Consider the following 17702-nt stretch of genomic DNA (forward strand, 5'->3'; position numbering starts at 1 on the left):
GGACAGGGCGACCTTCGACCTCCACGGGATGTCCACACGCCGACCGCCCCCGCCGAGAACGCCGCCCCCGCACGGAGCCGCTGGTCAGGCCGCCACCAGCCGCGCCCGCCGCCGCTGGTCACCCGTCGGATCACCGGTTCTGCGGGCCGCACGCGCACCTCGGCCTGAGCGGGCGAGGCGGGTGCGGCCCGCGGAAGGGCTGCTCGTGGAGAGCGGTCAGATCTCGATCTTCTTCACCCCGGCGCCGATGACGAAGACCCGCCGGTCCTGCTTGAGGAGGTCATCGTGGAGCGTGGGGCCGAGGGTGAGGGTGAATCCCTTGTCCTCGCCATGGCTCTCGATCTTGGTGACCTGGTAGTCGTGGCTCGTCTCCGCCAGCGGGATGCCGAGGAGACGGACCTCGACCTTCGTCCCGGTCTGCCACTTCTGAACCTTCGTGCTCAGGGACCCGCTCGTGTACGTGATGCGGATGGTGGGGAACTGGCTGATCGCCAGGTAGCTGGGGTAGGTGATCCCCCCGTCGCGTGGATACGGCTTGAGCACCCAGCCGCTCACCTTGTCGTCGTCCCCGTTGTCCACGGCGTCCTTGATCTCGGCGGTCGTGAACCAGCCCCTGCCCGACACGAAGTCGGAGGGGCTGAAGGCGACGGTGGTGAAGCCGGAGTACTCGACCGCCATCTCGCACGAGGATGCCTTCGAGCTCAGCTGGTGCAGCGAGTACTTGGCGGAGCCCTTCGCGCTGACGGAGAACAGCGAGGGAAGTGACACGGTGCCTCCCGCCTGTCCTTCCACCTCCAGTCTCGACTTGCTCCCGCTGAAGTCGGTGAACTTCGCGGTGATCGTGACCGTGTTGCCGCTGTTGCCCAGCTCCTCGTGGATCGTGTCGGGCTTCTTGTCGACGGTGAACCTGGGGACCCAGTACTTCCCGTCCTCGTCCTGTGTGTAGAGGCCGCCGTTCTCCTCGCCGGGCTTGTCCAGGTTCCGCCGCACCTTGCCGAGCTTCCAGGTCGCCGCGTTCAGCGTGTTGACCAGGCCCGCGACGGGCAGCAGCCCGTTGAGGTACTGGGTGAGCAGGGGGACGAGTTCCTTGGCGGAGTTCGGCGCTTCCTTGAGGTAGGACCACAGGTCCTTCAGGACGTCGTCGTCGAGTTTCAGCTCGTCGCCCGCCCATTGCATCAGCTTGTACGAGGTGATGTAGTCGATCTTCGTCTCCACGCCGGCGTCCTCGAGCTTGGACGAGGTGATCTTCTTGTACTTGTGCTCGTACAGGCTGATCAGCTTGTCGCCGGTGTCCGCCAGGTTCTTCTGGCACTTCTCCAGCGTCTCGGCGTCGCTGTCGGAGAGCTCGTAGCAGAGCCTGTTGACGTAGTTCTCGAACCGCTCGCTCAACGGGTCGCCGAATTCCAGCCGCTTGCTCTTCTTCGAGGGCTCCACCGCGTGGTTGATGTACCTCCACGACGGGTAGTAGAAATCGTTCTCCACCAGATAGTGGTAGGGAAAGAAGCCGATCGAGGAAACGTTCACGGGCTGCAGGTCGTCGGCAATCCCGAGCTTTTCTCCGATCGTCTTGCTGACGGTGTTGGAGAAAAGGTCGGTGGATTTCTGGTCGATCTTCACTGATTTCATGCGATGTCCTCCGCGAGTTCCGGCGTGATCGCCCGTCAGCCCGGGATCGGGGCGGGCGAAGGCGCCTGAACAAAGCATCGGTGCGTATGCGTCCTGTCTCAAGGCGCTGATCGGGTGGCCGGCCTCGACGCGGAGCGTTCGGTTCGGCGTCGAGGACGGCGCGCGGGAATTCACGCGAACAGTCGCCGTCGAACGCCGGGTCGTCGGCCCTTGGCGGGCGCACCCGCACGCCGCCATCCGTGGATCGCGGACCGGATCGCCGGCCCCGGAGTGGCGCGCTTGTCCGCGAATTGCGGTCCGGCCCGGCGGGGGTGGGGGCGGAGGCCGCCCATGGTCGTCACTGTCGCAGGTCCGGCCTCCCGGCGCCGGAAACGGGCGGCCGCCCCGCCGGCAAGGGCGGGGGCGGCCGAATTCGACTGTGAATCAACATTGGTGACTGAGCATCAGCAGCCGATGTAGCGCATGCTGAGGCTGGTGAAGCGGGTGTTCGAGGGGGCGCGCAGGGTGAAGGAGCGGGACTTGCCCTTCCCGCCGGCCCAGTCGCTGTCGACGTAGCCGCCGTTGGAGAGGCCGCCGCGCACGTACGGGCAGCGGCCGTCCGCCTTGGTGTCGTGCACCGTGCCGATGACCTTGGTGTCGTAGTTGCACCACTTCCCGTTCGCGTAGCCCTCGGCGGAGCTGAGGCTCCAGTTGTTGGTGCACGAGTCGGCGGACGGCGCGGCGTTCGCGCCGGCGGCCGGGAGGAACAGGGCGGCCAGGGCCAGAGCGGCGACGGCGGCTCCGGGAACGGCGAGACGGCTCTTGGACATTGGGGTACCTCCACGCGGGGTGTGCACGGTGGACATCCGGGACCGGGGCGTCGGGACGGCGCTCTGCGGCACGGCCGACGGCCCGCCCGGGCGGTCCACCGATCGTGACGTACCCGAACGACCGTCGTCAACGGTCTTACCCGGCGGGGGTGGTGGCCCGCGTCTCCGCTGCCCCGGGACGGAACGGGCGCCTCGCCGGCAGCTCCAGCACCACGGGGGTGGGGCTGGGCCGTTGCCCGTACGTGCGAGGACCGGTCGGGAGTTCGACCCCGTGCGGGGCGGCCGGAAGGCGCCGCGATGTCGGAAGACGCCGGTGTGTCAGAAGGCGTCGACGTACACGTACAGCCGGTCGAAGCGGAGGGCGGCCAGGTCGGAGCGGCGGATCACCCAGTGGAAGAGGCCCGACTCCAGTTCCTCGCAGTCCTCGTCGCCGCGCCAGGTCGCCAGCAGCGTCCACTCCTCGCCGTCCGCGGCGGCCGGCGGTACCTCGTCGCGGGCCACCTCGACCGGGTCCCAGTTGAAGAGGACCGGCTCACCGCCGAGTTGGAAGCGCCAGCGCGGTCGCCAACCGACCACGTGCGACCAGGCGGACTCCAACTCGGCGGCCCACGCCGACTCCTCCGCGCCCTCCGCGCCCTCCGCGCCCTCCGCGTCCTCCTCGTCGTCCTCGTCGCGCCACGGCCACGACCACTGGTGGAAGCAGAAGTCCAGGTGCGCCCGGCGGTAGGGGCCGTCCTCCCGCTCGCGCGCCCACTCCGGCAGCGGCGTGGTCCCGGCCGGAAGGTAGCGCACGGCGTCGGGGAGCACCGCCCCGCTGCCCGGATCGGCGTCGGCGAAGAACAGCAGCAGGCCCTCGGCGGGCAGCGGCAGGTCCGTCGCTCCGGGCGGCAGGGCCGCGCAGTCGACGGCCGCGACGAAAGCAGCCGCCGGCGCCGGGACACCCTCCGGCAGCGGCGGCTGCCCGCCGGTCACCGCCACCACCGGGCCGTCACCGCCCTGCGCGAGGTAGACCGCCGGGCGGGCGGTGCGTACGTACGCTTCCACCTCGGCCGCCGGAACGCCGCGCGCCGCGGCCTCCGCCCGGAAGCGGTCGGCCAATTCCGCGGGCGTGTCCTCAATGCGTTCCGTGTCGGTCATGGGCGGACCCTACAACCCGTCACCCGCCGTGTGTTCCACGGGCCGGATACCCCGTCCGGCGCCGTCCCGTCCGCCACCGCCCCGACCACCGGCGGCCAACCCGCGCGCGCTCCTCGCAGCCGCGACCGCCGCACCCTCCCCGCCCGCTACGCCGCGCCCGCCCGGCCGGCCACCAAACGGTCGCCCAACGCGCTGCGCCGGTACAGCACGTGGCGCCCGTCCCGGGCCCGGGTGACCAGCCCGCCGGCGAACAGGACGCGCAGGTGCTGGGAGACGGCGCTGGGCGTCACGCGCAGCCGGCGGGCGAGTTCGACCGTGGCGCCGGTTCCTCCAGGAGGACCAGCAGCCGAGCGCGCGGCCCGCCCAGCAGCGCGGTCAGGGCGGACGGGTCGGCGGCGGGCGGGGTGTCCCAGAGCGTGGCCACGCCCCGGCTCGGATAGACCAGGCTCGGCGGCTCCTGCGGACCCAGCGGCGGCGCCGGCTTGTGCGCGAACACGGACGGGATCAGCAACAGCCCCTGCCCCGCCGCCGCGACCCGGTGCCGGCTGATCATCCGGTCGATGTGCAGCACGCCGCCCCGCCACCGCACGTCCGGGTGCATGTCGGCGAACAGCAGCCGGGCGCCGCCGAGCGCGAGCCGACGGGCCCGGTACGTCATGTCCGCCTCCAGCACCAGCCGCATCCGCGGCCACTGCGGCTCGATCGCCGACTTCCAGTACCGCTGCAGGACTTCGCACAGGCGGTCCCGCAACCCGGCGACCGCGGCGTCGTCACCGGCGACGGCCGCCCGCAGCGCCTCGGGCACCGGGTCCGGCGCGTGCGTGGCCACCAGGTCGCGGCGGACCACCTCCGGCGCGGTTCCGCGCACCACGGCCAGCTCCTCCTCGAAGCCCGGTGCGAAGACCGCCGGCACCGGCGTCAGGAAGTCCGGGACGGTCCGCCTGCGCGCCACCAGGGACAGCAGCAACCCCGTGTCGAGCGAACCGAGTCCGCCGAGGGCGGCCCGGCGCCACGGCAGGTGCAGCGCCGACAGCCCCGGATCCCGCAGCACCCGCAGGCTCAGCACGGCCTCGTGCATCGGCGACAGCGCGAACCGGGTGTCCGCGAGGTCCTCGACGTCCAGGACGAAGCTGATCATCAAGCGCCACGCTACATCGATTGGCGCCGCCGCGGCGATCCCGTGCACTGACGCCATGACAACTCCCGTGCCACCGCTCACCCCCGCCGCACCCGGACCGGCCGACGGATGACCCGCCGACTGGTCCTCCTCCTGGCCCTCGCCTGCGCCGTGGCGGTCGGCAAACCTCTACTTCCCCCAGGCCGTCGGCCCGCTGGTCGCCGCCGGACTGCACGTCCCACCGCACGCCGCCGCCCTGGTCGTCACCGCCACCCAACTCGGCTACACCGCCGGCATCGTCCTGCTCGTCCCCCTCGGCGACCGCCTCCCCCACCGCCCGCTGCTCGTCACCCTGCTCACCCTCACCGGCCTTGCCCTGCTCACCGCGGGCTGCGCACCGACCCTGCCCGTCCTGGTCGCGGCGAGCGCCGCCGTCGGCCTCAGCACCGTCGCCGCCCAGATCGTCGGAACCCTCGCGGCCACCCTGACCCCCGCCGACCGCCAGGGCGCGGTGATCGGTGCCCTACTCAGCGGCTCCACCGGCGGCATGCTGCTCGCCCGCACCTTCGGCGCCACGCTCGGCGAGTGGCTGGGCTGGCGCACCCCCTACCTGACCGCCGCCGCCCTCACCCTGCTCCTGGCCGCCGTCCTGGCCCGCACCGTCCCGGCCACCACCGCACCCTCCCGCGCGCCGTACCCGGCCCTGCTCGCCGAGCCGCTGCGCCTGCTGCGCACCGAACCCGAACTGCGCCGCTCCTGCATCCACCAGGCGAGCGTCTTCGGCGGCTTCTCCGCCGTCTGGACCTGCCTGGCCCTGCTGCTCACCGGCCCGGCCTACGGACTGGACGCCCGGGCGGTCGGGGCCCTCGCCCTGGTCGGCGCGGCCACCATGCTCTGCACCCCGTACGCCGGACGGCTGGTGGACCGCCACGGCCCCGATCCGGTGAGCCTCGCCTGCCTGCTGGGCGTCCTCGCGGCGGCCGCGGTCCTCGCCGCCGGCCGTCACGGCGGCCCGCTCGGCCTGACCGCCCTCACCCTCGGCACCCTGCTCCTCGACGTCGCCATGCAGTGCGGCACGGTCGCCGGCCAGGCCCGGGTCAACGCCCTGCGGCCCGACGCCCGCGGCCGCCTCAGGTCCGCCTACATGACCTGCGCCTACCTGGGCGGCAGCGCCGGCTCCTGGCTCGGCGTCCAGGTCTGGAGCCGGGCGGGCTGGTGGGGCGTGTGCGCCCTCCTCGCGCTGCCCGCCACCCTCGCCCTGACCCGCCACCTGACGGCGGTGCCGCACCGGCGGTTCGGGGGCCTCCGGCCCGCGCTGAGCGCCCCGCCCCGCCCCGGCGAGAGCCCCGCGCCCCGCACTCCGCGCCCGGCGCCTCCGCTCAGTGCGGCGGTTCGTCCCCGTCCCCCGCGAGGTCCGCGGCGAGGGCGACGAGACCCTCGCGCAGCAGGCGCAGCAGAAGGTCCTGGTCGCGGCGCGGATGCCAGAGGAGGGTGACCCGCAGGGGCCGCAGGCGGACGGGCGCGGCGACCGGGACGACGCCGAGGGCCGGGCCGAGTTCGCGGACCAGCGCGACGGGGGCGACGGTGACCAGGTCGCTGCGGCCGACCAGGTGCAGGGCGGCGAGGTAGCCGGGCACGGTGCAGCGGACGGCCCGGGGCAGGCCGGCCTCGCGCAGTTCCCGGTCGAGCGCCTCCTCGGGCCGTCCGCTGCGGGAGACCAGCACGTGCCCGGCGGCGGCGAAGCGCCCCGCGGTCACCTCGCCCCGGGTGAGCTCGTGGCCCGCCCGGACCGCGGCGGTGAGCCCCGCCCGGACGAGGCCCAGGGAACGCAGGTCCGGGTACTTGGCCGCGTTGACGACGACCGCGAGGTCGGCCGTGCCCTCCCGGACGGCCTCGGCACCGTCCCGGCCGCCGTCCGCGCCCAGCAGGCGCAGCTCGGCAGCGGGGGCGTCCGCGGCGAGCCGGGCGAGCAGGTCGGCGCTCCTGGTCACGATCAGGTCCTGCGGGGCGACGAGCGTCAGACTCCGGTCGAGCGGCTGGTCCTGACGGCCGAGCAGCTGCTCGGCCTGCTCGAGCCAGAGCCGGAGCCGCGGCCGCAGGTCGACCGCGGCGGCGGTGGGCCGCAGCCCCCGGCCCGCACGCACCAGCAACGGGTCCCCGAAGGCGCGGCGCAGCCGGCCCAGGGCCCGACTGGTCGCCGGGACGGAGAGGTTCAGCCGGTGCGCGGCCCGGGTGACGGAGCCCTCCTCCAGGAGGGCGTCCAGGACCACCAGCAGATTCAGGTCGACCGAGGACAGTTGCACCAGGTGAAACTATCAGTTGCCGTTTTGTCGATTGCTGCAAGAGAACGGGCCGCCTAGGTTCGAAGGCACAGCGACCGCAGCCCGCCCGACCGGCCCTCACGCCGGGGCGCGCCCCCTCCCGTCGCCGCTTCCCACCTCGACCCGAAAGGGGTTCCCTTGCCGCCCGCCGTGCCCGAACCCGCCCACCGGACCCCGCCCGCCGGCCCCGGCCCGAACCCGCCCACCGAACGCGGCCCGAGCGCCGCGCCCTGGGCCCGGCCGCACTGACCGCCGTCTGCGGCGCCTCACTGTTCATCACCAGCCTGGACGCCACCGCGGTGAACGTCGCCCTGCCCGCCCTGCGCACCGAACTGTCCGCCGATGCCCAGCAGTCGGCCTGGATCGTGGACGCCTACACGCTGACCCTCGCGGTCCTGCTGCTCCTGGCCGGCGCACTCGGGGACCGCCTCGGGCGGCGCACCATGTTCCGCGCCGGCCTGCTGGTCTTCGGGGCCGCCTCGCTCGGCTGCGCGCTCGTCGGCAGCGCCGACCAACTGATCGCCGTCCGCGTCCTGCAGGGCTGCGGCGCCGCGATGCTCGGACCCAACGCGCTGTCCACGCTGACCACGGCGATCGAGGACCCGGTGCGCCGGGCCCGGGCCATCGGCTTCTGGGCGGGGATCTTCGGGCTGGCCGCGGCCGTCGGCCCGCTGATCGGCGGCTCGCTGATCGACGCCCTGGGCTGGCGGTGGATCTTCCTGGTGAACCTGCCGGTGGTCGCCCTCGTCCTCGCGGCAACGGTGCGGGTGCCGGAGACCAGGGGCGCCACGGCCCGCCCGCTCGACCCGCTCGGGCTGGTCCTGGGCGCGCTCGCCGTGTCGGGCGTCACCGAACTGCTCGTCCACGGCGCCCACCAGGGGTTCGGCGGCGCCACCACGGTCGTGTGCGCGGTGCTGGCGCTGGGCGCCGGCGCGGCGTTCGTGACCGTCGAACGGCGCCGTACGCACCCGGTGTTCCCGCTCGCGCTGCTGCGCCGCCCGACCTTCACCGCCGCCACGCTCAGCGCGGTGCTGGTGTTCGCGGTCCTGGCCGGGTTCCTGTTCGTCTCCAGCGTGTACTGGCAGCAGCAGCGGCACGCCTCCGCCCTGGAGACCGGGCTCGCCCTGCTCCCGGCGACGCTGGCGATCGCCGTGGTGTCCCCGCTGAGCGGGCGGCTGATCCACCGGGTGGGGGCGCGCCGGCTCCTGGTGGGCTCCGGGCTGCTGCTGGCGCTGGGCGCCGCACTGCTCGCGCTGGCGGCCGGGGGCGAGGCCTACCCGCCGTACGCCGCGGGCTACCTCGCCGTCGGGCTGGGGATCGGCCTGGTCAACCCGCCGATCACCAACACCGCGGTGACCGGGCTGCCGCCGCAGCAGGCGGGCGTGGCCTCCGCCCTCGCGACCACCTCCCGCCAGCTCGGCAACACCCTGGGCGTGGCGGTGCTCGCCTCCGCCGCCACCGGCCCGCACCTGGACCAGCGGCGGGCCTGGCTGATCGCGCTCGTCCTGGGCCTGGCCGTCGCGGCGCTCAACGCGGTGGCCGGCCGGCCGCACCGGTCCGGCCCGGCCGCGGCCGCCCGGGAACCGGAACGGGCCGCCGCCCGCTGAACCGGCGCGCCCGCCCCCGCCCCACCCGGCGCCCCGGGCACGACCGCCGTGCGCGGCGGCCGCACCCTGCGGTCCCGGTCGCCGCGGCCGGGTGCGACGACCGGTCGGGGCGCGGCGCGGCGGCTAGCCCTGCTTGATCGCGGAGGCGTCGAACTCCAGGACGACCTTGTCGCCGACCAGCACGCCGCCGCCCTCCAGGGCCGCGTTCCACGTCACGCCGAAGTCCTTGCGGGAGATGGTCACCGACCCCTCCAGGCCGACCCGCAGGTTGCCGTAGGGGTCGACGGCGTTGCCGGTGTACTCGACGTCGATGGTGACCGGGCGGGTGGTGTCCTTGATGGTCAGGTCGCCGGTGACGCGGTACTCGGTCTCGGAGAGCGGCTCGACCGAGGTGCTGCGGAAGGTGATCTCGGGGAAGGTGGGGGCGTCCAGGAAGTCGTTGGTGCGCAGGTGCTGGTCGCGCTGTTCGATGCCGGTGTCGATGCTCTCGGTCTTGATGACCAGGTGGGCGCTGGAGCGGGCCGGGTCGCTGCCGTCGAGGTGGGCGGTGCCCTCGAACTGGTGGAACGCACCGCGGACCTTGGTCACCATGGCGTGGCGGGCGACGAAGCCGATCCGGGTGTGGGCGGGGTCGAGGACGTAGTCCCCGGTGAGCTCTGCGAGGCTGACGGTCATGGTTGAGGGGCCCTCCGAAAAGACCGGGATCCCGGGCGGCGGTACGCCCGGCGTGTTGCGGCTCACGCTAGGGCGCAACCGATCCCCCTCCCCGTCGGACCCACAGGGCGACGCCAGAGTGCACCCTGACCGGTGACCCCGCGCCGTTCGCCCACCGCCGAACACCGCCGGACGGGCCTGCCAGGACCTCCCCGGCCCGGCGCCCGACCGCACCGCCGCAGCCCGCACCGCCGCAGCCCGCACCGCGCCCGCCGACCCCGCCGGCGCCCCGCCTGCGGGCGCCGGTCCGGCAAGCCACCGGGCCCGGGCGCGGCCCGTGATCTACCGTGAGCGGGGAGCTCCGGCGCGGGGCCTCGGCCCGGGCGGGCGGCACACCGGGCGCGGCAATCGGCTGGGTCCGCAGAACCGGGTGCCGGCGCAGCGATGAGTTCTCCGGCCCGGCCAGGTCTACCTCTCGACCGCAACGACCGGAACGACCGGAACGACCGAACGACCGACTCATCGGGAGTGCATCGACATGGGCCTCATCCACATCGAACTGTTCGCGACCCTCGACCTCGTCGGGCAGGCGCCCGGCGGCCCCGACGAGGACCCGGAGGGGTTCCCGTTCGGCGGCTGGCAGGCGCCCCTGATGAGCGAGGCCACCGGGGCGCAGATCCTCGCCGCGTACGAGGGCACGGACGCCCTCCTGCTCGGCCGGCGCACCTACGACCTCTTCGCCTCCTACTGGCCGCACCAGAAGGACGGCGAGATCGCCGAACTCTTCAACCGCGTCCCGAAGTACGTGGCCTCCCGCGGCACGCCCGACCTGCCGTGGGCCGGCTCCACCCGGCTCGGCCCGGACCTGGCCGGCGCGGTGCGCGAGCTGCGCGAGCGGCACGAGCACGTGAAGGTCGTCGGGAGCCTGAACCTGGTGCAGACCCTCCTGCGGGAGAAGCTCTTCGACCGCCTCGACCTCTGGGTGCACCCGATCACGCTGGGCGTCGGGAAGAAGGTCTTCGACGGCGGCGCGGTGCCCACGAACCTCACCCTCCTCGAACCGCCGGCGGCCGGCCCGCAGGGCACGGTGTTCCTGCGCTACGGGCTCGCCGAGGGCACCCCCCGCACGGGCGACATGGGCGCACCCGACCGCGGCCTCGGCAACGACGACTGACGCCCCCTCGCCGCGGCGCCGGCACTGCCGCCCCGCCATGTCGCCCGGTGCCACCACCCGGGCCCCGGCCTGCTGGAAGGCCGGGGCCCGGGTGGCGCCGGTCAGCTCAGGGTGCGCAGCGCGGCGGCGTCGTAGGGCCGCAGGTCGGCGAAGCGGCCGGCGAGGACCTTGGCGGCCCACTGCGGGTCCTGGAGGAGGGCGCGGCCGACGGCGACCAGGTCGAACTCGTCGCGCTCCAGCCGCTCGAGCAGGTCGTCGATGCCCTGGACGGGGGCGCCCTCGCCCGCGAAGGCGCGGACGAAGTCGCCGTCGAGGCCGACCGAGCCGACGGTGATGGCGGGCCGGCCGGTGAGCTTCCTGGTCCAGCCGGCCAGGTTGAGGTCGGAGCCGTCGAACTCGGGCACCCAGTAGCGGCGGGTCGAGGCGTGGAAGGCGTCGACGCCGGCCTCGACGAGCGGGGCGAGGATCGCCTCCAGCTCCTGGGGGCTCTCGGCGAGGCGGGCGTCGTAGTTCTCCGACTTCCACTGCGAGTAGCGGAAGATCACCGGGAACTCGGGGGAGACGGCCTCGCGCACCGCGGCGACGAGTTCGGCCGTGAACCTGGTCCGGGCGACGGGATCGCCCCCGTAGGCGTCGGTGCGGCGGTTGGTGCCCGCCCACAGGAACTGGTCGAGCAGGTAGCCGTGGGCGCCGTGCAGCTCGACGCCGTCGAAGCCGATCCGTTCGGCGTCCGCGGCGGCCTGGGCGAAGGCGCCGATGACGGCGTCGATGTCGGCCCCGGTCATGGCCCGTCCCGTTCCCTCGGTGCCGTCCAGCCGGATGCCGGAGGGGCCGACGGCGGGGGCGTCGGCGAACGGCGGGTCGCCCTGCTTGCGCGCCATGCCGATGTGCCAGAGCTGCGGCACGATGGTGCCGCCCGCCGCGTGGACGTCCTCGGCGACGCGGGCCCAGCCGGCCAGCTGCTCCTTGCCGTGGAAGCGCGGGACGTCGTCGCTCTGGCCGGCCGACTCGTGGCCGACGTACGTCCCCTCGGTGACGATCAGGCCGACGCCCGCGGCGGCGCGGCGCGCGTAGTAGGAGCGCACGTCCTCGCCGGGCACCCCGCCGGGGGAGAACCTGCGGGTCATCGGCGCCATCACGATGCGGTTGGGCACGGTCAGCCCGTTGATCGTGACGGGCCGGGACAGGATCTCGGCCGTGCGGGAGGCGGTGGCCTCGGCGGCTGCGGCGGGCTCGGTGACGGTCATGGGAATCCTCACGGGGACGGGGACGGGTGCGGTGACGGTGCCGTGCCGGGACGGGAACGGTTGCCCGTGCCAACCACCTCGACGGCCCCGCGCATTTCGCCGACCACGCGCATCCCGCTGTGATCCCCGCCACTGGCACCACCGGCCTGCGCCCCACCCCCGCGTCACCGACCGTCAGCGGCCCCCGCCCGGGCGGTCGTCCGCGCGCGGTGCCCGGACCCCTACGGCCGGCCGGAGCCGGGGCCCGGCCGGCCGCGCGCCGGTGACCGCGGCCTCGTACAGGGCCCGGACGGCGGACCCGAAGACGGCGCTGTAGGAGATCTGGGGGGTGTTGCCGCCGGTGTGGTAGCCGCCGACGACCCCGACGACCGCCCAGCCGCCGGGCCACGGCACCAGCATGGGCCCGCCGGAGGTCCCGCCCACGAAGCCGTCGCACGCGATGCGCTCGAAGGTGCCCGGATCCGCGGGATCGTCACTGACCCACGGGGTGGTCCGGCTCAGGCACTCCAGTGGCTTGCGCGCCCCGCTCGGGTACCCGACCATCCGCACCGGAGCGTGGAAGTAACCGGAGCCGGTGAGCAACTCGACCGCCCCGGCCGCCTCCTGGACCCGCTGTCCGTCCCGGTTGGGCCCGGTCACCGCGAAGGCGAAGTCGTACGCGGCCCCGGCGTGCACACCCCGGTCGTAGTACTCCCGCGAGACGTAGACGCCGTCGTCCCGGACCGGGAAGACGCCGAAGGGCGTGAGCCCGTCGTGGTACTGCGGAACGAACCCCAGGTGCCGCCGCGGCGCCGGGCCGGCGTAGCCCGCCAGGCAGTGGGCCGCACTCAGCACCAGGTCACGACCGGGGCTGCGCACCACGGAACCGCTGCAGGTACGGCCCGTGCCGCCGGCGTCGGTCCAGAAGAACGTGCCGGCCTGCGGGATGCCGTCGAAGCTCGTGCTCGCCGGGACGAACTCACCGGGCCGTGGGCCGTCCGCTGTCGTGGCCGGTGCGGTGCGTCCGGTGTCGCCGGGCAGCGCGGCCGCCATCCGCTCCGCGGTCCAGTACGCGCTGAGCCGCTCGGCGTCCGCAGCGCCCGCTTCGCCCGCGGCGCCCGCTTCGCCCGCAGCGCCCGCGGCGCCCGCTTCGCCCGCAGCGCTCGCGTCGCCCGCAGCGCCCGCGGCGCCCGCGTCGTCCGGGTTGTCCGGGTCTTCCGCGTCGTCCGGGTCGGGCGTCGCGGCGCGGGCGACCGGGCCGGCGACGGAAGGCGGCGCGGCGAAGGCGGGCGGGGCGGCCGGGGTGAGTCCGGCGCCGAGCAGCAGGGCGGATGCGAGGGCCGCGGCACGCGTGGCGGCTCGCGGCCCCTTCGGAGGCGAGGTGACCGAGGTGATCGAGGCGACCTCACCGGCGTGGAATGTCGGCATGCTCGCAGTATCGAGGCCGGGGCCGCCACCTCCCGGGTGCCACCGCGGTGCACTCCGCCGTCCGGCCCGCGCCGCCACCCCGGCCCGCGCGCCGCCACCCCCTCCCGCCACTGCCGCCGTCCAGGTCCCGTCGGCGTGCGGCGGGGCGTCGCCCCCCGCGGCCACGGCCGAGCCTCCGGCCACGGCCGGTCCGACCGCCGGACTATCGTGTCGCCCCAGGCGGCGCCCGCCCCGCGCGGTGCGGGCAACGGCCGCCGGCGAGGGGGATCGTGATGCCGAAGGGACAGGCCCAGTTGGGCCGGGAACTCTACGGGGCGAGGACTTCGGACCAGCGCTTCGGCCAGGCTCCGCCGAGCAGCGGCGACCGGAGCCTGCTGCCCAGCGGGTCCGTGCCCTGCCTGCTGACGGTCCTGCGGCTGGCGGCGCACCAGAAGGCCCACCAAGGCGTCGACATGGGCCTGGCGGTGGCGCTCGTGCGGGCCGGTCACCTCGCCCGGGCGGTCGAGCTGGTCCGCTCGGGCGCGGGCCGGTTCCGCCCCGACGAGGACCTCGTCCGGCTGGTGAGGGCGGCGGGCGAGGCCGGTGACCTGGACGGTGCGCGGGCACTCCTCGAGTCGCTGACCGACCGCTCGCTGCGGGACTGCGCCCTGGTCGCCCACATCCCGGCGGTGGCACGCGCCGGTGAACGCGAGCACGCCGCCGCCCTGGTGGAGACGGTGCGCTACCCGCACAACCGGCCGCGGGCCTGGGCGGAGCTGGCGAAGGCGGTGGCGGACGACGGTGACCACGGCGCCGCGCTCGGCTACGCCGCCAGAGCCGCCGCCGAGTGCGAGGGCGACGGCACGCAGACGGGGCACGCCCTGCTCACGGCCATGGAGATCGCGCTCGCCGCGGGAGACCACGCCCTGGCCGGCACGTTCGCCGACCGCATCGAGGACCTCGTGCGGTCCGAGGCGCGCAAGGGCGTCGGCCTGCGCGCATTCCTCGTCGCGGTGCTGGCCGCCGAGGCTCGCCGCGGCGACCTCGACCGGCTCGACGCCGTGCTGCGCAGCCTGACCCGGACCGCCGCCGCGCGGGCCGCCGAGGCCGCCGAGGCCGCCGCGGCCGAGGCGGCGGGGTCGCGGGCGGGGGACGACGACTCCGGGGCCCTGGCTCTGACGATCCTCGCCCGGCCCCGCCCGACCTTCGACGCGAGGATCGTGGCCGAGCTGCTGGAGGAGGTCGCCGAGACCGCCGACCGGGAGGTGGCCCTCGCCCTGGCCGACCGGGCCGAGCGCCTGCTCCGCTGCGACGCCGACTTCGACAGCCTCCAACTGCGGGAGGCGGTGACCCTGCTGCTGGCCCGGCACGGCGAGGTCGAGCGGGCGACGGCGCTCGCCGACCTGATCGCCGAGCCCGACCTGCGCGCGGCGCGGAAGGCCGAGATCGTCGAGGCGCTGGCCCGGTCCGGGGACACCGACCGGGCCGAGTCCCTGGCCCGTGCCCTCGCGGACCGCTGGGCGCGGAGCCGGGCCCTGATGGCCGTCGTCGGCGCGCTGGCCCGGCACGGCGAGACGGCCCGGGCCGAAGCCCTCCTGCCCGCGATCCCCGACCGCTGGGGGCGGAGCGAGGCGCTCATCGACGTCGTCGGCGCGCTGGCCCGGCAGGGCGAGCCCGAGCGGGCCGAGGACCTCACCCGCACGATCCCCCTGCGCCGGACGCGGGCTCGCGCACTGGCCGCCCTGGTGGATGCGCCGGATCCCGCCCGCGCCCGCAGGCTGGCCGCCCGCGCCGTCTTCCTCGACGGCTGGGCGATGGTCTTCGACGACCTGGCGGAGATCGCCCCCGGCGGGGCCCTGGCCATCGCCGACGAGGTGATGGCCCGGCGGGCGCGCACGTCCCCCTGAGGAGGCGGAACGGCGAGGCCGGCCCGCGGGGCGGCGGCCGTGACACGCGGCCGAGCACGGCGCGGGAGCGGACGCGACAGGCCGACCCCCGTGGACGGAACGGGCCCGCCGGACGCGCCCGGCGGTGCGACCCGCGAAGCGTGAAGCGCCTTTCCCCCCGCCCCCGCCCAGCCGCGAGGCCGCGAGCCGGGGGGGGGCACGAACCCGCCCGCCGCGGCCGGAGCCGACGTGACGCGCCCGTCCACGACAGAGCCCGGGCCAGGCTGCCGGAGCCGGCCGCGGACGACGACCCTCGCCGCGGCCTCCGGCCCGCGCCGCGCGGCCCTCCGCCCGTCGGTGGCCCGGCCCGCCGGGCCAGGGGCGCAGCCGCCGGACCGCGCCCTCGCGCTTCTATCTCCAACCCGAGTTGTTCCTAGAATGGCCGGGTGAAGGACATCGACGCGATCGCGGCCCTGCAGGATCCGGTGCGGCGCCGCCTGTACGAGTACGTGGCGGCGCAGGGCCGTGAGGTCGGCCGCAACGAGGCCGCCGAGGCGGCCGGGGTGGCGCGCACGCTCGCCGCGCACCACCTGGACAAGCTGGCCGAGGTCGGGCTGCTGGAGAGCGGCAGCCGCCGTCTGACGGGCCGTTCGGGGCCGGGGGCGGGGCGTCCCGCCAAGGTGTACACCAGGGCGCGGGCCGAGCGGGAGGTGTCGCTGCCGGCCCGCGACTACCGCACCGCCGCCGAACTGCTCGCCGAGGCCACCGAGCAGGCGGGGCTGGACGCGGACCTCCGTGCGGCCGCGCGCCGCCGGGGTGAGGCCCTGCGCGGCCCGGCGACGCCCTGCGGAAGCCTCGAGGAGGCGGTGGAGGTGCTGGCCGCCCGCGGCTACGAACCCCACCTGGATGCCCCCGAAGCCCCCGAAGCCCCCGAAGCCCCCGAAGACCCCGAAGACCTCGAATACCCCGAAGGTGCCGAGGGCCCTGAGGGGTCGTCCGGCCCCGCCGGGCGCGTGGTCCGGATGCGCAACTGCCCCTTCCACGCCGTCGCCGAACGCTTCCCGCCGCTGGTCTGCGGCATGAACCTCGCACTGTTGCAGGGGCTGCTCGGCGCGGACGGCCCCCTCCGCGCCCGCATGGCCCCCCGACCGGGGGAGTGCTGCGTGGTGGTCGAGGTCGGGAGTTCTAAAAACAACGAGCATTGACATAGAAATGGGGTCGTGCTGGGATGAGGCCATGACCGCATCCCCGCATGCCGCCCACCTCGCCCACCTCAACGTCGCCACGCTCCGCTACCCCCTGGACGACCCGCGCATCGCACCCTTCGTCGAGTTGCTCGACCCGGTCAACGCCACCGCCGACGCCGCGCCCGGTTTCGTGTGGCGACTCGTGGGGGAGGGGGAGGCGGACGCCACCGGCCTGCGCCCGGCGGGCGAGAACGTCGTCGTCACGCTGTCGGTGTGGCAGACCCCGGAAGCCCTGTGGGACTTCACCTACCGCAGCGGGCACCTGGAGGCGATGCAGCGGCGCCGCGAATGGTTCGAACGGCACGTCGAGGCGCACCTGGTGCTCTGGTGGGTCCCCGCCGGGCACCTCCCGACCGTCGACGAGGCCCTGGAGCGGCTGGCGGACCTGCGGGCGAACGGACCCTCCCCCCGCGCGTTCACCTTCACCTCCTCCTACAGCGCAGCCGAGGCCGCCCAGCACCTTCCGGCCGTGCCGCCGGCGCAGCCCGGGCACGCCGCCCGCAGCGCCCGGCCCACGCCGGCCCGGCCCGTGCCGGCCGGGGATCCGACGGCGGTCTAGGGGCGACCGGGCGGGGCTGGAGGAGGGTCGCGGCCACCCGACAAAGACGGTGCGGGGAATGTCGGGTGGCCGGGTCGGGCATCGCCGCACGATGAGGGCATGGATGACACGACCTTGGTTTCCCGTTTCCTGCGCGACGGCTTCGTGAAGTTGGAGGGCGCCGTTGCGCCGCGGGTGGCCGCGGACTGCGCGCGGCTGCTGTGGCGGGAGACGGACTGCGACCCGGACGACCCGTCGACGTGGACGCAGCCCGTGCACTGGGTGGGCGGCATGGCGCAGGGCCCGTTCGCCGCCGCACCCAACTCCCCGTCCCTGCACCACGCGTACGACCTGCTCGTGGGCGCGGGACGCTGGGAGCCGCGCTACTCGCTTGGCACGTTCCCGCTGCGCTTCCCGCACGAGGAGGAGCCGGCCGACGCGGGCTGGCACATCGAGGGGAGCTACCTGCCGGAGGGCGAGAGCTGGTACTTCGCCAACCTGCGCTCCCAGGGCCGGGCGCTGCTGATGCTGTTCCTGTTCAGCGAGGTCGGCGAGGAGGACGCCCCGACCCGGATCAGGGTGGGTTCGCACCTCGACGTGCCCAAGGTGCTGGAGCAGTACGGCGAGGACGGGGCGAGCGTGCTGACCCTCGCGCCCGACGTGGTGGCGGCGTCCGAGCACCGGCCACTCGCCCTCGCCACCGGTTCTCCGGGCGACGTCTTCCTGTGCCACCCGTTCCTGGTGCACGCCGCGCAACCGCACCACGGGGTCCGGCCGCGCTTCATGGCCCAGCCGCCGCTGCTGCCGGCCGCGCCGTACGAACTGGAGCGGGCCGACGGAGCGTACTCGCCCGTGGAGATCGCGATCCGCCGGGGCCTGGGGCAGGACACCCCCGCCCCGGCCGGCCACGCCGGCCCGGGCCTGGGGGTGTACTGGTGGTGACCGCCGGCGCC

Annotated in this window: 16 protein-coding genes; 7 read left to right on the plus strand and 9 right to left on the minus strand. The window is 75.1% G+C overall.

The window, feature by feature from the left end; translation table 11 throughout:
* Positions 1 to 216 precede the first annotated feature (216 nt).
* The 5 genes from ABT247_RS09800 to ABT247_RS09820 all read right to left on the minus strand — a co-directional run bounded on the left by ABT247_RS09800 (position 217) and on the right by ABT247_RS09820 (position 4710).
* Positions 217 to 1626 (minus strand): hypothetical protein, encoded by a 1410-nt coding sequence (locus ABT247_RS09800; protein ID WP_350740723.1) that lies wholly within the window; start codon positions 1624 to 1626, stop codon positions 217 to 219.
* Between the two features lie 443 nt (positions 1627 to 2069).
* Positions 2070 to 2435, minus strand: coding sequence for a hypothetical protein (locus ABT247_RS09805; protein ID WP_350740725.1), 366 nt, complete (start codon positions 2433 to 2435; stop codon positions 2070 to 2072).
* Between the two features lie 318 nt (positions 2436 to 2753).
* On the minus strand, positions 2754 to 3572 hold the full coding sequence (locus ABT247_RS09810; protein WP_350740727.1) for a DUF1963 domain-containing protein: 819 nt from the start codon (positions 3570 to 3572) through the stop codon (positions 2754 to 2756).
* Between the two features lie 146 nt (positions 3573 to 3718).
* Positions 3719 to 3862 (minus strand): ArsR/SmtB family transcription factor, encoded by a 144-nt coding sequence (locus ABT247_RS09815; RefSeq protein WP_350740729.1) that lies wholly within the window; start codon positions 3860 to 3862, stop codon positions 3719 to 3721.
* Positions 3859 to 4710, minus strand: coding sequence for a transcriptional regulator (locus ABT247_RS09820; RefSeq protein WP_350740731.1), 852 nt, complete (start codon positions 4708 to 4710; stop codon positions 3859 to 3861). Before ABT247_RS09820 ends, ABT247_RS09815 begins: the two co-directional genes overlap by 4 nt.
* A gap of 235 nt (positions 4711 to 4945) precedes the next feature.
* On the opposite strand from ABT247_RS09820, the gene ABT247_RS09825 reads away from it, so the two are divergent.
* Positions 4946 to 6184, plus strand: a complete 1239-nt coding sequence (locus ABT247_RS09825; protein ID WP_350740756.1) for an MFS transporter — start codon at positions 4946 to 4948, stop codon at positions 6182 to 6184.
* Here the strand turns inward: ABT247_RS09825 and ABT247_RS09830 are convergent.
* The gene (locus ABT247_RS09830; protein ID WP_350740733.1) at positions 6069 to 6992 is read right to left on the minus strand and encodes a LysR family transcriptional regulator; all 924 of its coding nucleotides are present in this window, start codon (positions 6990 to 6992) and stop codon (positions 6069 to 6071) included. The two genes, ABT247_RS09825 and ABT247_RS09830, sit on opposite strands and share 116 nt — an antisense overlap.
* 263 nt (positions 6993 to 7255) lie before the next feature.
* Between ABT247_RS09830 and ABT247_RS09835 the strand changes: the two genes are divergently transcribed.
* A complete protein-coding gene (locus tag ABT247_RS09835) occupies positions 7256 to 8617 on the plus strand; it encodes an MFS transporter (RefSeq protein ID WP_350740758.1) in 1362 nt (453 codons plus the stop codon).
* Between the two features lie 123 nt (positions 8618 to 8740).
* On the opposite strand, the gene ABT247_RS09840 is transcribed toward ABT247_RS09835, so the two are convergent.
* Positions 8741 to 9292 carry a YceI family protein gene (locus ABT247_RS09840; protein ID WP_350740735.1) on the minus strand — a complete coding sequence of 184 codons (552 nt, stop codon included), beginning with the start codon at positions 9290 to 9292 and terminating at the stop codon, positions 8741 to 8743.
* Positions 9293 to 9809: 517 nt separating this feature from the next.
* Between ABT247_RS09840 and ABT247_RS09845 the strand changes: the two genes are divergently transcribed.
* On the plus strand, positions 9810 to 10445 hold the full coding sequence (locus ABT247_RS09845; RefSeq protein ID WP_350740737.1) for a dihydrofolate reductase family protein: 636 nt from the start codon (positions 9810 to 9812) through the stop codon (positions 10443 to 10445).
* Positions 10446 to 10546: 101 nt separating this feature from the next.
* Here the strand turns inward: ABT247_RS09845 and ABT247_RS09850 are convergent, their stop codons facing one another.
* Together ABT247_RS09850 and ABT247_RS09855 are read right to left on the minus strand one after the other, a co-directional pair.
* Entirely contained in the window at positions 10547 to 11692 is a 1146-nt protein-coding gene (locus tag ABT247_RS09850) for an NADH:flavin oxidoreductase (protein ID WP_350740739.1), read from the minus strand.
* 174 nt (positions 11693 to 11866) lie between these two features.
* Complete coding sequence (locus tag ABT247_RS09855) at positions 11867 to 13099, minus strand: trypsin-like serine peptidase (RefSeq protein WP_350740741.1); 1233 nt, start codon at positions 13097 to 13099, stop codon at positions 11867 to 11869.
* 272 nt (positions 13100 to 13371) lie between these two features.
* Between ABT247_RS09855 and ABT247_RS09860 the strand changes: the two genes are divergently transcribed.
* The 4 genes from ABT247_RS09860 to ABT247_RS09875 all read left to right on the plus strand — a co-directional run bounded on the left by ABT247_RS09860 (position 13372) and on the right by ABT247_RS09875 (position 17691).
* A complete protein-coding gene (locus ABT247_RS09860; protein WP_350740743.1) occupies positions 13372 to 14985 on the plus strand; it encodes an ATP-binding protein in 1614 nt (537 codons plus the stop codon).
* A 425-nt stretch (positions 14986 to 15410) separates the two neighbouring features.
* Positions 15411 to 16169: a helix-turn-helix transcriptional regulator gene (locus tag ABT247_RS09865; RefSeq protein WP_350740745.1), complete on the plus strand. Its 759-nt coding sequence runs from the start codon at positions 15411 to 15413 to the stop codon at positions 16167 to 16169.
* A 31-nt stretch (positions 16170 to 16200) separates the two neighbouring features.
* Positions 16201 to 16770 carry a DUF3291 domain-containing protein gene (locus ABT247_RS09870; protein ID WP_350740747.1) on the plus strand — a complete coding sequence of 190 codons (570 nt, stop codon included), beginning with the start codon at positions 16201 to 16203 and terminating at the stop codon, positions 16768 to 16770.
* Positions 16771 to 16869: 99 nt separating this feature from the next.
* Positions 16870 to 17691 carry a phytanoyl-CoA dioxygenase family protein gene (locus tag ABT247_RS09875; RefSeq protein WP_350740749.1) on the plus strand — a complete coding sequence of 274 codons (822 nt, stop codon included), beginning with the start codon at positions 16870 to 16872 and terminating at the stop codon, positions 17689 to 17691.
* Positions 17692 to 17702: the final 11 nt, after the last annotated feature.

Origin of the sequence: Kitasatospora sp. NPDC001539 (assembly GCF_040298565.1) — a bacterium.
Lineage (GTDB): Bacteria > Actinomycetota > Actinomycetes > Streptomycetales > Streptomycetaceae > Kitasatospora.

Excerpts from the sequence above, each read along its gene's own strand:
- ABT247_RS09800 (WP_350740723.1), bottom strand. The coding sequence starts at position 1,626 with ATGAAATCAGTGAAGATCGACCAGAAATCCACCGACCTTTTCTCCAAC.
- ABT247_RS09805 (WP_350740725.1), bottom strand. The coding sequence starts at position 2,435 with ATGTCCAAGAGCCGTCTCGCCGTTCCCGGAGCCGCCGTCGCCGCTCTG.
- ABT247_RS09810 (WP_350740727.1), bottom strand. The coding sequence starts at position 3,572 with ATGACCGACACGGAACGCATTGAGGACACGCCCGCGGAATTGGCCGAC.
- ABT247_RS09820 (WP_350740731.1), bottom strand. The coding sequence starts at position 4,710 with ATGATCAGCTTCGTCCTGGACGTCGAGGACCTCGCGGACACCCGGTTC.
- ABT247_RS09840 (WP_350740735.1), bottom strand. The coding sequence starts at position 9,292 with ATGACCGTCAGCCTCGCAGAGCTCACCGGGGACTACGTCCTCGACCCC.
- ABT247_RS09845 (WP_350740737.1), top strand. The coding sequence starts at position 9,810 with ATGGGCCTCATCCACATCGAACTGTTCGCGACCCTCGACCTCGTCGGG.
- ABT247_RS09850 (WP_350740739.1), bottom strand. The coding sequence starts at position 11,692 with ATGACCGTCACCGAGCCCGCCGCAGCCGCCGAGGCCACCGCCTCCCGC.
- ABT247_RS09855 (WP_350740741.1), bottom strand. The coding sequence starts at position 13,099 with ATGCCGACATTCCACGCCGGTGAGGTCGCCTCGATCACCTCGGTCACC.
- ABT247_RS09860 (WP_350740743.1), top strand. The coding sequence starts at position 13,372 with ATGCCGAAGGGACAGGCCCAGTTGGGCCGGGAACTCTACGGGGCGAGG.
- ABT247_RS09870 (WP_350740747.1), top strand. The coding sequence starts at position 16,201 with ATGACCGCATCCCCGCATGCCGCCCACCTCGCCCACCTCAACGTCGCC.
- ABT247_RS09875 (WP_350740749.1), top strand. The coding sequence starts at position 16,870 with ATGGATGACACGACCTTGGTTTCCCGTTTCCTGCGCGACGGCTTCGTG.